The organism is Pseudomonas sp. CYM-20-01 (assembly GCF_023169845.1).
GTDB classification, from domain to species: domain Bacteria; phylum Pseudomonadota; class Gammaproteobacteria; order Pseudomonadales; family Pseudomonadaceae; genus Aquipseudomonas; species Aquipseudomonas azotoformans.
This window is the reverse complement of record NZ_AP025169.1, coordinates 3,778,497-3,793,260: the sequence shown is the minus strand read 5'-3', so window position 1 is coordinate 3,793,260 and position 14,764 is coordinate 3,778,497. Positions and strand designations below refer to the sequence as shown.

General features: G+C 62.7%; 12 protein-coding genes. 5 read left to right on the top strand and 7 right to left on the bottom strand.

The annotated features are described in order from the left end of the window. Positions 1 to 114: 114 nt before the first annotated feature. Positions 115 to 1,488 (top strand): PLP-dependent aminotransferase family protein, encoded by a 1,374-nt coding sequence (locus tag M2497_RS16875; protein WP_248481763.1) that lies wholly within the window; start codon positions 115 to 117, stop codon positions 1,486 to 1,488. 240 nt (positions 1,489 to 1,728) lie between these two features. On the opposite strand, the gene M2497_RS16870 is transcribed toward M2497_RS16875, so the two are convergent. The 6 genes from M2497_RS16870 to M2497_RS16845 form a co-directional block, all read right to left on the bottom strand. Further along, on the bottom strand, positions 1,729 to 2,805 hold the full coding sequence (locus M2497_RS16870) for a nucleoside hydrolase (RefSeq protein ID WP_248481762.1): 1,077 nt from the start codon (positions 2,803 to 2,805) through the stop codon (positions 1,729 to 1,731). A gap of 28 nt (positions 2,806 to 2,833) precedes the next feature. Next, complete coding sequence (locus M2497_RS16865) at positions 2,834 to 4,144, bottom strand: MFS transporter (RefSeq protein ID WP_179040940.1); 1,311 nt, start codon at positions 4,142 to 4,144, stop codon at positions 2,834 to 2,836. 98 nt (positions 4,145 to 4,242) lie between these two features. Beyond that, positions 4,243 to 4,875 (bottom strand): N-carbamoylsarcosine amidohydrolase, encoded by a 633-nt coding sequence (locus M2497_RS16860; protein WP_248481761.1) that lies wholly within the window; start codon positions 4,873 to 4,875, stop codon positions 4,243 to 4,245. Positions 4,876 to 5,058: 183 nt separating this feature from the next. Then, the gene (locus tag M2497_RS16855; RefSeq protein WP_016977977.1) at positions 5,059 to 5,811 is read right to left on the bottom strand and encodes an Asp/Glu racemase; all 753 of its coding nucleotides are present in this window, start codon (positions 5,809 to 5,811) and stop codon (positions 5,059 to 5,061) included. A 14-nt stretch (positions 5,812 to 5,825) separates the two neighbouring features. Continuing rightward, a complete protein-coding gene (locus M2497_RS16850) occupies positions 5,826 to 6,623 on the bottom strand; it encodes an alpha/beta hydrolase (RefSeq protein ID WP_248481760.1) in 798 nt (265 codons plus the stop codon). After that, complete coding sequence (locus M2497_RS16845) at positions 6,620 to 7,753, bottom strand: FAD-dependent monooxygenase (RefSeq protein WP_248481759.1); 1,134 nt, start codon at positions 7,751 to 7,753, stop codon at positions 6,620 to 6,622. Before M2497_RS16845 ends, M2497_RS16850 begins: the two co-directional genes overlap by 4 nt. A 317-nt stretch (positions 7,754 to 8,070) precedes the next feature. Between M2497_RS16845 and M2497_RS16840 the strand changes: the two genes are divergently transcribed. The 4 genes from M2497_RS16840 to M2497_RS16825 all read left to right on the top strand — a co-directional run bounded on the left by M2497_RS16840 (position 8,071) and on the right by M2497_RS16825 (position 13,904). Beyond that, the gene (locus M2497_RS16840; protein ID WP_248481758.1) at positions 8,071 to 9,123 is read left to right on the top strand and encodes a 2,5-dihydroxypyridine 5,6-dioxygenase; all 1,053 of its coding nucleotides are present in this window, start codon (positions 8,071 to 8,073) and stop codon (positions 9,121 to 9,123) included. Between the two features lie 188 nt (positions 9,124 to 9,311). Continuing rightward, a complete protein-coding gene (locus M2497_RS16835; RefSeq protein WP_179040838.1) occupies positions 9,312 to 9,746 on the top strand; it encodes a MarR family winged helix-turn-helix transcriptional regulator in 435 nt (144 codons plus the stop codon). Between the two features lie 142 nt (positions 9,747 to 9,888). Then, positions 9,889 to 10,371, top strand: a complete 483-nt coding sequence (locus tag M2497_RS16830) for a (2Fe-2S)-binding protein (protein WP_248481756.1) — start codon at positions 9,889 to 9,891, stop codon at positions 10,369 to 10,371. Beyond that, positions 10,371 to 13,904, top strand: coding sequence for a molybdopterin cofactor-binding domain-containing protein (locus M2497_RS16825; RefSeq protein WP_248481754.1), 3,534 nt, complete (start codon positions 10,371 to 10,373; stop codon positions 13,902 to 13,904). Before M2497_RS16830 ends, M2497_RS16825 begins: the two co-directional genes overlap by 1 nt. Positions 13,905 to 14,024: 120 nt before the next feature. Here the strand turns inward: M2497_RS16825 and M2497_RS16820 are convergent, their stop codons facing one another. Continuing rightward, positions 14,025 to 14,672, bottom strand: a complete 648-nt coding sequence (locus M2497_RS16820; RefSeq protein ID WP_248481752.1) for a TetR/AcrR family transcriptional regulator — start codon at positions 14,670 to 14,672, stop codon at positions 14,025 to 14,027. Positions 14,673 to 14,764: the final 92 nt, after the last annotated feature.

Here is a 14,764-nt window from a genome sequence, read left to right as displayed (position 1 = left end):
GTGAAGAGATGCGCCATTTTCGTGGCTGGCCGGGTGGCCTGACAGGGGCATGATTGGACAAGTGGGTTGGGACATGATCAGACTTCGGCCTGTCTTCCCGCCGAGCCACTTGCGATGTCGTCACTGCCCAAATACCAGGAAATCTACCGGCGTTTTCGCCAGGCCATCGACCAGGGCCAGTTGCGCCCCGGCGAACGCGTGCCCTCGGTGCGGGCGCTGGCCCAGGAACTCAAGGTGGCGCGGGGCACCGTGGAGGCTGCGTATCAACTGTTGGTCAGCGAAGGGTTCTTCGAAGCGCGTGGGCAAGCGGGGACGGTGATTGCCGAGGCGTTGCCGCAGGTGTCGGTGAAACCCATGCCGGTTGCGCTGCCGGCGACTTCAGGCCCTCGGCCGTTGCAAATGGGCCTGCCCGCCCTGGATGCGTTCCCCCGCAAATTGTGGGCACGCCTGGTCACCCAGCAAGTGCGCCGCACCGATGCGGACAGCCTGGCGATGGGCGATGTGCGCGGCACCCAGGCACTGCGCGTGGCGATTGCCAACTACCTGGCGTTGTATCGCGGTGTGGAATGCACGCCGCAGCAGGTGTTTGTGTGTGCCGGGTATGCGGGCGGCCTCACCCTGATCTGCGAAGCGCTATCGATGGCGGGGCAGCGCTGCTGGTTTGAAGACCCCGGGTACTTGCATGCGCGGCAGTTGTTGAGGCATCGCGGTGTGGAACTGGTGCCGGTGCCGGTGGATCGCGATGGGCTGGATGTGGCGCAGGGCATTGCACGGGGGCGTGGGGCGCGACTGGCGATTGTCACCCCGGCGCACCAGAGCCCCTTGGGTGTGGCGCTGAGCCCGGCGCGGCGGCAGGCCTTGCTGGAATGGGCGCGGGAGCAGGGCAGTTGGGTGGTGGAGGATGACTATGACAGTGAATTCCGCTATCGCGGCCAGCCGTTGGCGGCGCTCAAGAGTCAGGATGCGGATGACCGGGTGATCTATGCCGCAAGCTTCAGCAAGATGCTGTTTCCGGGGTTGCGGTTGGGGTATCTGGTGGTGCCCGTGTCACTGGTGTCGACCTTTGGGCGTGCGGCCGAGGCGTTGCAGCAGCGTGGGGCGCAGTTGTTGCAATTGACGGCGGCGGATTTTCTGGAGCAGGGGCATTTCACCCGGCATTTGAAGAAGATGCGCCAGTTGTATACGCAGCGCAGGGGGTATCTGGTGGAGGCGCTGCGCGTGCATTGCGCGGGGTATCTGCGGGTGGATGAGCAGGCGGGGGGGATCAATTTGCTGGCGCGGTTGGTGGTGGATGTGCCGGACCTTGTCGTGGCTGAGGCTGCCGGTGGGGCGGGGTTGGCGGTTCAGGCGTTGTCTTCCTGGACGCTTGAGGCTGGGCGGGGGCAGGGGGTGTTGATGGGCTTTACCAATGTGGCTTCGGCGTCTGACGCGGTTGTGGTTGCCATGGTTTTGCGTGATGTGATTGGGGGGTGTGTATCCGTTATTTAGTTCACGGCTACTATTTGGTTCCGCCCTTACGGCCAGCTCTTTCAAGGTCTTTAGGTAGAACAGGCGATAAGTACCCTGTGGTGAGCGGGCTTGTCCCGCGTTGGGCTGCGAAGCAGCCCTGAAACTCGCGTCTGAAGAGTGCCTGACTCACCGCATTGCTTCTTCCAGGGTCGCTTCGCAACCCAACGCGGGGCAAACCCCTCTCGCCACAGGAGCAGTGTTCGTCTTTGCGCTGGCCGGTCAGTGCTTGACCGGGGTCGGCAGGGTCACGAGGTTGACGTAGCCATCCCAGAATTGCTTCTGGTCCACGCCGAACACCACCTTGGCCTTTTGCGTGCCCACCGGGGCACCTTTGGCGTAGCCCAGTGCGCGGCCGTAGTCGGCGCCGAAGGTGGCGTCCACATCCACCCACAGGTCGCGGGATTCGGTGACGATTGCGGGGTTGACCAGGTACAGCGCCGGCAGGCTGTCCCAGGTGAAGCTGTGGTAGCTCGGGTCCTTGTCGAACAGCGGGCCGAACTCATGCTTGTACAGGTCGGCAATCGCGCCTTTGCGAGCGATCACGCGCTGGTACACCGCCTTGTCGAAGGTGACTTTCTCGCACACATCGTTGGGGAAAATCACGTGCTCGATGGGCGAGCGCAACACGATCTTTGCCGCCTCCGGGTCGAACCACCAGTTGAACTCCGCTGCCGGCGTGGTGTTGCCCGGAATCTCCAGGGCACCGCCCATGTACACGATGCGCTTGATCAGCGGCACGATGTCCGGTGCCGAGCGAATCGCCAGGGCGACGTTGGTCAGCGGGCCGACGGCGAGGATCGTCACCTGGTGCGGGTTGGCGCGCACGCTGTCGACGATGAACTGCGCGGCGGTTTCCTTGCGCAGTTGGGTGTGGGTGGCCAGGCCATCCGGTGGTGCGACCAACTGCGAAGGAGACGTCGGGCGAGGGTGCTTGAACGCCCCCGGCCAGCCGGTACCGAACAGCGTCTTTTCCGCCTCGTAGGTGGCGTAGTCATGCAGCAACGGGTAGGCGGCGCCGGAGTAGACGCCCACCTCTTTCTCCACGCCCATGCGTTCCACGGCCTTGAGGGCGTCGACCTGTTCCTGGTCGACCCAGGCGTTGCCGCTGACCAGGGTCATGCCCAGCAGCTCGATGCGTTTCTGCGCATGCAGCTGGGCGAGCATGATGAAGGCCTGGCCGTCATCGTTGAGCACATTGAAGTCGGTGTCGAAGATGACTTTTTCCGCCGCCTGGGCGGTGCCGGCACACAGGCCGACCGCGACAAGCAACGCACAGCGTTTCAAGAAGTCTTGCATGGTGATTCATCCGAAAAAATTGTGGTTATCAGCGGTTGACCAGTTTCGCCGGCAAGGCAATGACCAGGAAGCTGCTGAGAATCAGGCAACCGGCGAAAAACCACAAGGCACCGGCGCTGCTGCCTGTGACGTCGATCGCAACGCCCATCAGCGAGTTGCTCACCAGGCCGGCAATATTCGCCACCGAACAGGCCAGGGCAAAGCCGGTGGCCGCCGCGGTGCCTTTGAGGAAGGTCGCCGGCAGGCTGAAAAATACCGGCACCGCGCCGATGATCGCCGCCGAGGCAATCGCGAACAGCGCCACGGTGGCCGCCACGTTGTGGGTGAAGAAGGTGCTGGTGGCCATCGCCGCCGCGCCGATGAAAAACGGCACGATGATGTGCCAGCGGCGCTCGCGGTGTTTGTCGGAGCTGGCGCCGATCAACAGCATGCCGAGCAGGGCGGCGACGCTCGGCAAGGCTGTGAGCACGCCGATATGAAAGGTGTCGGTGACCCCGGCGTTGCGGATGAAGGTCGGCATCCAGAAACCCATGGCGTAGGCGCTGAGCAGGATCGAGAAGTCGATACCTCCGAGCATCCACACCTTGAGGTTGAAGAACCCGTCGCGGAAGCTGTGCTTGCTGGCGGCGCCATCGGCGTCGTCCTTGCGCAGCTCGGTTTCCAGCAGGGTCTTTTCCTCGTCCGACAGCCATTTGGCTTGCTGGTAGGTGTTGGGCAGCGCCCAGAAAGTCAGCACGCCAAGTAACACGCTGGGCACCGCTTCGATCAGGAACAGCCACTGCCAGCCGCGCAGGCCGCCCATATGGTCGAAGTGGCCCATGATCCAGCCGGACAGCGGGCCGCCGATCACGCTGGACAGCGGCAGGCCGATCATGAACAACGCAATGATGCGCCCGCGCCGGTGGGTGGGGAACCAGGTGGTCAGGTAGTACAGCACGCCCGGCAGAAAGCCCGCTTCGGCCGCGCCGAGCAGAAAGCGCAGGATGTAGAACTGGGTGGTGGAGGTGACCAGCATGGTGCAGGCCGAGAGCAGGCCCCAGGTGATCATGATGCGCGCGATCCAGATCTTCGCGCCGACCCGTTCCAGCACCAGGTTGCTCGGTACTTCAAAGAGGATGTAGCCGACAAAGAACAGGCCGGCACCGAGGCCGAACGCGGTTTCGCTGAACTGCAACTGGTCGAGCATTTGCAGCTTGGCGAAACCGATATTGATCCGGTCCAGGTAGGCGGCCAGATAACAGAAGCACAGGAACGGTATCAGCTTCCAGGTGATCTTGTGGTAAAGCGTGTTGACGGGATCGGCGACCGTGGTCGCCGGCGCTGCATTCGCAATGGGCATCGGGTGTCTCCTGGCGGTGACTTATGGTTTTTTTATACAGCCGGCAGTTGGTGTAGGGTCGCGGACCGCGCTCTTATGGCGCTTTTATGGCTAAAACCTTATTGCTCCCTGAATTTGCGCATCGCCTCCTGCTTGCTCACCACGTCGCCATACTTGCTGTCGATATCGAACAGGTTGGCTTCATGGGGGGCCGGGTGTCGGTCGCCGACGCATTCGCGCACGACGATGGTGCGAAATCCGTGTTGCACGGCATCCACCGCCGTGGCGCGGATGCAGCCGCTGGTGGAACAGCCAGCCAGTACCACGGTGTCGATGCCTTGTGCATGCAGCATCGGCGCCAGGCTGCTGCCAAAAAACGCACTGGCGTACTGCTTGGTGATCACCACTTCATCGGCCTGGGGCAGCACCTCGGCGCAGAACGCGGCCAGTGGGTTGCCTTCGACCATGTCTTTCATCACCGGGGCCTTCTTGACCCAGATTCCGCCATCGACGAAATGGCCGGGATGGTAGCGGATATTGGTGTGCACCACCGCAATCCCGTGCTGGCGCGCGCTGGCCAGCAGCTCCACGCTTTCAGCCACGGCCGTGACCACACCCGGCGCGAACAGCGGCGCGCCTTCGGAGGTGTAGCCCTGCATGAAGTCGATCATCAACAGCGCGGCCTTTTTGCCAAAGCCGATGCGGTTGCCCCATACGCCCTGGTAGTTGGCGTCGGCGGATTGTTCGCTCATCTTCTCAACTCCTCATTCATGTTTGCTGTGGCGAGCGGGCTTGTTGTGGTGAGCGGGCTTGCCCCGCGTTGGAGTGCGTAGCGCTCCCGCTTTTTTTGGGGCCGCTGCGCAGCCCAACGCGGGGCAAGCCCGCTCACCACAGAAGCCCGCTCGCCACCACCACAGAAGTGCTTTGCACTCCAATTAGTAGGCACCGGAGAGCAGGGCGCCCGCGCCAGGCACGATGGGCTCCAGGTCCAGGGCCTTGAGCATGGCGTAGGTGGTAGCGATAGCGGCGGTGAGCACTGGCTTGCCGGTTTGTGCCTCGACCTTGGCCACCACCGGCAGCGACTGCATCTGCACGCAGGCGGACAGCACGATCACGTCGACGCCTTCCAGGTTCATGCCGGCGACGATGGCCGGCAGGTTGGCCGGGTCGTGGCGCGCCACTTCGAGGTTGTCGGGGATCTCCAGGGCGCGCCAGTCCACCACGTCAAAACCTTCTTCGCGGATGTAGTTCACCACCAGTTCGGTCAGCGGCTTCATGTACGGCGCGACGATGGCGATGCGCTTGGCGCCCATGACTTTCAGGCCTTCGATCAAGGCGCCGGCGCTGGTGATGACCGGGGCGTTGGCATCGTTGTCGGCGGTGGCCTTGCGCAGGCGTTGTTCGGAGTTGCGGTGATATCCGAGCCCCATGGCCATGATCGCCACCAGGCACGCATAACCCAGCACGTCTACCTTGGCGTCGGACAGTTCGACGGCGCAACGGTCGGACTCACCGTCCATGGCCGCCAGTTCTTCCTTGCGCACCTGCTTCATGCGCATGCGGCTGGAGTGAAAGGTAAAACGCTCGGGACGGATCGCCTGGCGCGCGGTGAGCATCGCCGGGATCTCGGTTTCCATGGTGGTGTTGGAGCTCGGCACGATCTGGCCGATGCGGTAAGGCTTCTGCATGGTGGTCTCCGTTTTTATTGTGTGAGGAAGTCGCCGAGGGCGTGGAAGAAACCGTCGAAGTCATCCCACGGAATCATGTGCCCGGCGTTGGGTACGCAGGCGACCTGGATGTGCGGCTGCAGGTCCTGGATTTCGGCAACGTCCTCATCGAGGATCACCCCGCCGCGACCCGCCACCATCAACAGGGCCGGGGCCTTGAGGTGAGGCAGATCCTGGTGGAAGTCCACGCTGTGGAAGTCATTGAAGGCGCGCACGATGGCGGGCTCATAACAGGTGTGCAGCCATTCGGCGCGCAGTTGCAGTTGTTCGTCGGTCCAGGTGGCGCAGAAGGCACGCATTGCATCGGCGTCCATGCCGACCAGAGATTGGCGGATCGAATCGACGTACCACGGCAGTTTGCTCGGGTACTCACGCCGACCCGGGCCAGACACCGGCGGGTCGATCAGCACCACGCGCTTCACGCCCTGCGGATGTTTGACCGCGCTGCGTACGGCAAAACGGGCGCCCATGGAATGGCCCATCAGGTGGTAGCTGTCCAGGTTCAGCGCATCGGCAAAGGCACCGATGTCGTCGGCGCAGGTATCCGCGCTGTAGTCCAGTTCGGGGCCGGTGGAGGACAGCCCGCGACCGCGCACGTCCAGCACGTAGGTGTCGAAGTGTTCGCCCAGGCGCTCCGCGACGAAACCCCAGGTGATCGCAGGACTGGTGATGCCCGGGATCAGGATCAGCGCCGGGCCTTTGCCGCCGTAGCGCAAGTAATGCTGGCGAATGCCGTTGGCCTGCACGTTGCCGCCGTAGAGGAAGGTGCTCACGCGGCCACCCCCGATTTCAGTGCCTGGGCGTACAGGTCATAGCCGTAGACCCAGGCCGGATCTTCCTGGGTGCGCAGCCAGGTGTTGGCGTTGGACACTGCTTGCACCCGCGAGGCGCGTTCCTTGCGGTTGGCTTCGTACAGCTCGAAGGCGGTGCGGTAGTCGCTGATGCCGGTTTCCTGCAGGCAGCGGGTGAGCATGGCGGCGTCTTCGATGGCCATGCCGGCGCCCTGGGCCATGTGCGGCTTCATTGGGTGGCAGGCGTCGCCGAGCAGTACCAGGCGACCCCGGCTCCACAGCGGTAGCGGGTTGCGGTTGCGCAGCGGCCATTTGGTCACGCTGTCGGTGGATTCGATCAAGGCTTGCACGGTGGGGTGATAGCCCTTGAAGGCGTCGAACATCTCTTCGCGGCTGCTGTCGACGAATGCGCCCTGGAAGTCCCATTCGGGGTGGGGGACGCCGGTCACGTAGTAGTACTCGTCGCGCTTGCCAGTGGTGTAGTAGACCATCATGTGGCGGTCCTCGGTCCACCACTTGATGCAGTCTTCGAACTTGTGGTTGTACTTGGCGAGCTGGTCGCCACGGATCAGTGCGCGGTGCGCGACCCAGCCGCTGTACAGCGGTTTTTCCACGCCCAGCAGTTCTTCGCGGATCTTGGAATTGATGCCGTCGGCACCGATCACGATGTCGGCGTAGGTCACTTGGCCGTCGGCGAAGGTCAGGCGCACCTGGGTGTCGGTTTCTTCGAGGCTTTCCAGGCGTTTGTTGAAGTGCAGGGTGCCGGGCTTGAGGGTGGACATCTGCAGCGCATGCAGGTCGCCACGGTGCACGGTGATGTAGGACGCGCCGTAGCCGGTGAGCGGAATGCGCGAGAGGTAGTCGCCGGTTTCACCGCAGCGGCTGAACCAGTGCTCGGGGTGCGAACCCATCTGGTCCAGCTGCTTTTCGATGCCCATGCGGCGGAAGATTTTCATGATGTTGGGGCCCATGTGGATCCCCGCGCCCAACCGGGAAAACTCCGGCGCCTGCTCATACACATCGACGTCGAAGCCGGCTTGCTGCAACAGGGTGGCAGCGGCGGCACCGCCGAGGCCGGCACCGACGATGGCGATTTTTTGAGTGCTTCCCATGGGGCGTGTTCCTCTCTCTTGGTGATTCTTTGTGATGTTCGGCGGCGACTGTCCGCAAGGCTTTTAAAGTGTATACGCTCATTTTTTGAAATGGGAAGCCTGTCTTGGCAAATTTATTTTTTGGCCATATTTATCCTGTGTAACGCTATGTAGCTAGCAAATGCTGGGTGTGTGTCGATAGGTAACGTTATGGTGCGCCGCTTGCAGTCTGTTCGCAATTCGATTCTTATCGTTATTAAATGGCGTATACGCTATAAAAATGCACTAGAGTGAAGCTCAGTGCCTGAACTTGGTGCAGGCCCACAGGAGACAGGAAAATGCCGGTAAGCGATTGCGAATTGACCCAGATGTTCGAGCACGTGTTGAAGCTGTCCAAGGTCGACCCGACCCAGAGCGTCGCCGTGCTCAAGAGCCATTACTCCGACCCGCGCACCGTGCGTGCCGCCATGGATGCCGCCCAGCGCCTGGGGGCCAAGGTGTATGCGGTGGAGTTGCCTTCGTTCAACCATCCCAAGGCGATGGGCAACGACATGACCGCCTACTGCGGCGACACCGCGCTCACTGGCAATATCGCCGCGCAGCGCGCCCTTGAAGCGGCGGACCTTATCGTCGACACCATGATGCTGCTGCACTCGCCGGAGCAGGAGCAGATCCTCAAGACCGGCACGCGCATCCTGCTGGCCGTGGAGCCGCCGGAAGTGCTGGCGCGCATGCTGCCCACCGAGGAAGACAAGGTGCGGGTGCTGGCAGCCGAGCAGTTGTTGAAGAAGGCGCGTTCGATCCACGTCAAGTCCCACGCCGGCAGTGATTTCCGTGCTGCCCTGGGGCAATACCCCTCCGTGACCGAGTACGGCTTTGCCGATGAGCCGGGGCGCTGGGACCACTGGCCCAGCGGCTTCCTGTTCTCCTGGCCCAACGAAGAAACCGCCGAGGGCGTGCTGGTTCTGGACATCGGCGACATCCTGCTGCCCTTCAAGACCTATACCCGCGAGAAGATCACCCTGGAAATCGAGAAGGGTTTCATCACGAACATCCACGGGGGATTCGAGGCCGAATACCTGCGTGACTACATGAAGTACTTCGACGACCCCGAGGTGTACGGTATCTCCCATATCGGCTGGGGCCTGCAACCACGGGCACAGTGGACGGCCATGGGCCTGCACGACAAGAACGACGGCATGTGCATGGATGCGCGGGCGTTCTACGGCAATTTCCTGTTCTCCACCGGACCGAACACCGAGGTGGGCGGGACACGCAAGACGCCGTGCCATATGGATATTCCGCTGCGTAATTGCGACGTGTACCTGGATGATGAGGCGGTTGTGATTGCGGGGGATGTGGTTGCCCCAGCAGGCTCCCTGGCCCGCTGATTAACCCATGTGGGAGGGGGCTTGCCCCCGATGGCGGAGGGGCAGCTGGAAATTAGCTTGCTGATACACCGCCATCGGGGGCAAGCCCCCTCCCACATGTAGACTACATTCGAGCATGAGAAACTTGAGTGCATCCAACAACGAAGCCATCATGCTTCCCCATCGCCAGCCATCCACCGAGCCCCGCCGTGCCTGATTCCTACGTCTTTTCTGAACAAGTTGGCCACCTGCTGCGCAAGGCCTACCAGCGCCACCTGGCGATCTTCCAGCAGAATGTCGGCGACTCCCAGCTCACCGCCGTGCAGTTCGTGACGCTGTGTGCACTGCGCGATCACGGTGCAAGCTCGCTGACCGAGTTGGTCAAGGCGACCGCAGTAGACCAGGCGACCATTCGCGGGATCGTCGAGCGACTCAAGGCCAAGGCACTGATCAGCCTGGAACCGGACCCGCAGGACAAACGCAAGGTGGTGGTGGACCTGTCCCCGGCAGGTGCCGAACTGGTTGCCCAGACCGCGCCCCGTGCCGCGCAGATCAGTGAATTGACCATGAGCAATCTCAACCCGGCCGAACGGGTGGCGGTACTGTTCCTGTTGCGCAAGATGATCGACGATCCCCAGGAATAGTCACTGCTGGCACCGATCTTGCTCTAAGTTCGTGTAGTAACCACTTCACCAGTCAAGTGTGTCGCGAGGCCCCAGGTCCGCGATGCTTTTTTTTGACTGTTTCATGTAGTGATTACTTCACCAACTGTTACGGGCGAAGCACATGATCAGCCAGCACATCACAGTAGCGCTTGAGGTCAACGGGCAAACACGCGAAGTCAGCGCTATGGCGGACACACCGCTGTTGCTGGTGCTGCGAAATGACCTGGAACTCAATGGTCCCAAATATGGCTGTGGCCTGGGGGAGTGCGGTGCCTGCACCGTGATCATCGATGGGGTGGCGGCGCGCGCCTGTGTGTTTCCGTTGTCGGGGGCCGTGGGACGCGAGATTGTCACCCTCGAAGGCCTGGGCACGCGCCAGGCGCCGCACCCGGTGCAACAAGCCTTTATCGATGAGCAGGCCGCGCAATGTGGCTACTGTCTCAACGGCATGATCATGACCGCCAAGGCCTTGCTTGACCGTAACCCCAACCCCAGCGAAGCCCAGGTGCGCAACGAGCTGTCGGGCAACCTCTGCCGCTGCGGCACCCATATCGAAATCCTGCGCGCCGTGCTGCGTGCGGCCCGCCTGCTGACCGTGGATTGATGACCATGCCGAACATTCCGCTTTCCCGTGACCAATGGCTGGCCAAGGCCGGCGTCCTGTTGATCGTCGATGAGGTGCTGCCGCCTTCGGGGCCGGTGGCCAAGGGTGGCACGCCTACGGTCAAGCCCAAGGAGCTTGGACTGTTTATTGCGGTCAACGATGACGGCCTGGTGTATGCGTTCAACGGCCATGTGGACCTGGGCACCGGCATCCGTACGTCGCTGGCGCAGATCGTGGCCGAGGAACTGGACCTGGCGATGGACCAGGTGCAGATGGTGCTTGGGGATACCGAGCGCGTGCCTAACCAGGGCGCGACCATTGCCAGCGCTACCTTGCAGATATCAGCGGTCCCCCTGCGCAACGCGGCTGCCGAAGCCCGGCGTTTTCTGTTGGCGCGGGCAGCGGGACGCTGGGGTGTGAGTACCGCCAGCCTGAAAGTGGAGGCTGGCGTTATTCAAGCGCCAGATGGGCGCACCACCACCTATAGTGAACTGGTCAGCGGCCAGCACGACCAGCTGCGCATCAGCGGCGACGCGCCGTTAAAGGCCACTGCGGACTATCGCCTGGTGGGCAAGGGCGCCGCACGGGTGGATATCCCCGGCAAGGCCACTGGCGAACTGACCTACGTGCACGACATGCGCGTACCCGGCATGCTCCATGGACGGGTGATCCGCCCACCGTATGCGGGGCTCGATTGCGGCGATTTTGTCGGCAACAGCCTGTTGAACGTGGATGAGTCCTCCATCGCCGATATTCCCGGCATTGTTGCGGTGGTGGTCATCCGCGATTTTGTCGGCGTGGTCGCGTTGCGTGAAGAGCAGGCGATCAAGGCCGCCAGCACCTTGCAGGTGCACTGGAAGCCCTGGAACCACGCCTTGCCGGACATGAGTGATGTCGAGCAGGCCATCCGCGACAACCCTCGCGTGCGCCGCACCGTGCTTGACCAGGGCCATGTCGATGAAGCCCTGGCGGGTGCCAGCCAACGCATGCCGCGCAGTTACCTGTGGCCGTACCAGATGCACGGCTCGATCGGCCCTTCCTGTGGCGTGGCGGATTACTCGCCGGCCGGCAGCCGGGTGTGGTCGGGCAGCCAGAACCCGCACCTGCTGCGCGCCGACCTGGCGTGGCTGCTGGAGTGTGATGAGGCGCTGATCGATGTGATTCGCATGGAAGCCGCCGGCTGTTATGGACGCAATTGTGCGGATGATGTGTGTGCCGATGCCCTGTTGCTGTCCCGTGCAGTGGGCAAACCGGTGCGCGTGCAATTGACCCGTGAACAGGAACACCTGTGGGAGCCCAAGGGCACTGCGCAGTTGATGGATGTGGATGGCGGCCTCAACGCCGATGGCAGCATTGCCGCCTACGACTTTGAAACCAGTTACCCCTCCAACGGCGCGCCAACCCTGGCGTTGTTGCTGACCGGCCGCGTGGAACCGGTGGCGGCGATGTTCGAGATGGGTGACCGCACCTCGATCCCGCCCTACGACATCGACAACATGCGAGTGAGCATCAACGACATGGCGCCCCTTGTGCGCGCCTCGTGGATGCGCGGTGTGTCGGCGTTGCCCAACACCTTCGCCCACGAATCCTATATCGATGAATTGGCCTTCGCCGCCGGTGTCGACCCGGTGGAGTACCGCCTGCGCTACCTCAAGGACGAGCGTGCCATCGACCTGGTCAAATCCACCGCCGAGCGCGCCAATTGGACGCCGCGCACCGCGCCGATGCAAACCGCCAACGACGATCACCTGCTGCGTGGCCGGGGCTTTGCCTACGCGCGCTACATCCACAGCAAGTTTCCTGGTTTCGGCGCGGCCTGGGCGGCATGGGTCGCGGACGTAGCCATCGACAAGCAGACCGGTGATGTGTCGGTGACCCGCGTGGTGATCGGCCATGACTCGGGGATGATGATCAACCCGGCTGGGGTGCAGCACCAGATCCACGGCAATGTGATCCAGTCCACCAGCCGTGTGCTGAAGGAGCGCGTGACCTTTGAGGAGTCGACGGTGGCGAGCAAGGAGTGGGGCGGCTATCCGATCCTGACCTTCCCTGAGGTACCGCAGATCGACGTGATGATGATGCCGCGCCAGGACCAGCCGCCGATGGGCGCCGGTGAGTCGGCCTCGGTGCCCAGCGCGGCGGCGATTGCCAATGCGATCTACGACGCCACCGGCATTCGGTTTCGTGAGCTGCCGATCACCCCGGAGCGGGTATTGGCGGCGCTGAATGCCGGCACCTTGGGCGAGCCGGCCAAGTCGCCGGAGAAACGGCGCAAATGGTGGTTCGGCGCGTTGTTCGCCACCTTGGGCGCGGTGTTGGCGACGGCCTGGCCCTTCCACAATGAAATCGCCCCGATTGCGCCGCCCAGCGCCGGCACCTGGTCCAAGGCCACCCTGGAACGCGGGCGCTTGCTCGCGGCAGTCGGTGATTGCGCGGTGTGCCATACGGCGCCGGGCGGTGCGACCAATGCCGGTGGGCTGGCGATGGAAACCCCCTTCGGCACGCTGTACAGCAGCAACATCACCCCGGACGTGAAGACCGGCATCGGTGCCTGGTCGTACCCGGCGTTCGAGCGCGCGATGCGCGATGGGATTGGCCGCGACGGGCGCAACCTGTACCCGGCGTTTCCCTACACGGCGTTTCGCAATATCAACGATGCAGACATGCAAGCGCTGTATGCCTACCTGATGTCCCAGGCGCCGGTGAGCCAGGCGCCGACGCCGAATGCCATGCGCTTTCCGTTCAATATCAGGCCGTTGATGGCGGGGTGGAACGCGTTGAACCTGCGGCGCGGAGAAATCACCCCGCAGCCTGAGCGCGGCGAGCAATGGAATCGCGGCAATTACCTGGTCAATGGCCTGGGGCATTGCGCGGCCTGTCATTCACCGCGCAATTGGATGGGGGCGGAGAAGGGCGGCAAGGCGTTCCTGGCCGGGGGCATGGTCGATGGCTGGGAAGCGCCGGCACTGACCGGCCTGTCCAAGGCGCCGACGCCATGGACCGAAGATCAGTTGTTCACCTACTTGAGTACCGGCTATTCCGATGCCCATGGCGTGGCCGCAGGCCCGATGGGGCCGGTGGTGAGTGAGTTGTCGAAACTGCCCAAGGCGGATATTCGCGCCATGGCGGTGTACCTGGCATCGCTCAATGGCGAAGCCGCAGCCGAGGCCCAGGTGGCGGCCGCGGTCAGCGTGCCGAATCCCAATGGCCGACGCGTATTTGAAGGTTCATGCAAGGCCTGCCATGCCGATGGGCTGGGACCGAAGCTGTTTGGGGTGAGCCCGTCGCTGGCGACCAATACCAATGTGCACAGCGACCAGCCGGATAACCTGATCAAGGTGATTCTGCAAGGCATCAGCAACCCGGCGACCAAGGACCTGGGGTATATGCCGGGGTTCAAGGACAGTTTGTCGAACAGCCAGGTGGCGGATCTGGCGGCGTACCTGCGCGGGCAATTTGCGCCGAATGCGCCGCAGTGGAAGGGGTTGGAGCAGAAGGTGGCGCATCTGCGCGCCAACCCCGGCACCCATTGACGCAATGGGGTAAAAAATGTGGGAGGGGGCTTGCCCCCGATGGCGGTGCATCAGCCAGCCTATGTTTAGCTGACCCACCGCTATCGCGGGCAAGCCCCCTCCCACAGTTGGATTCGGTTCTTACAGGGAGGTCGGGGTGACGCCGCGTACCACTAAATCGCTGATAAACCCCAGCCAATCCTGCTGCTGCCCTTTGTTCGCCAGGTCTTCACCGAGGAATGAGCTGAGGGTATGCCGGTTGGAGTTATAGAAGTAGCACAGCGAGGCGATCATCAAGTACACGTGCTTGAGGTCGACATCCTGGCGAAACACCCCCTGGGCCTGGCCGGCTTCGATGATCGGCTTTAATACGCCCACGGCTTCACCGGACAACCTGCGCATCTCGCCGGATTGCTGGGCATGCTTGCCTTGGTGCAGGTTCTCGATGCTCAGGATCGCCACGAATTCCGGGTGCTTGACGTAGTAATTCCAGATAAACGCCACCAGGTCGCGCAGGGCCTGCTCCGGTGAGTCCAGGTCCAGCTTGAGCTTGCTTTCGGCTTTGTTGAACTGCTCATAGATGTGTTCCAGCACGCAGACGAACAGGTGTTCCTTGCTGCCGAAATAGTAATAAAGCATGCGGTCGTTGGAGTCGGCTTCCTTGGAAATGGTGTCGACACGCCCGCCGGAATAACCGTCACGGGTGAACACCTTGACCGCCGCCTGGAGGATGCGCGCGCGGGTCTGGTCGGCCTGTTGGGCGCGGATGCCGGTCTTCTTGATCACCATGTCAGAGCGCCTTGCGGGACAGTCAGGGCGCGAAATATAGCATGGGCGTTTTCAGGTCCGTTCTGTGACCGACAAGTTCTGTAATAAAAACG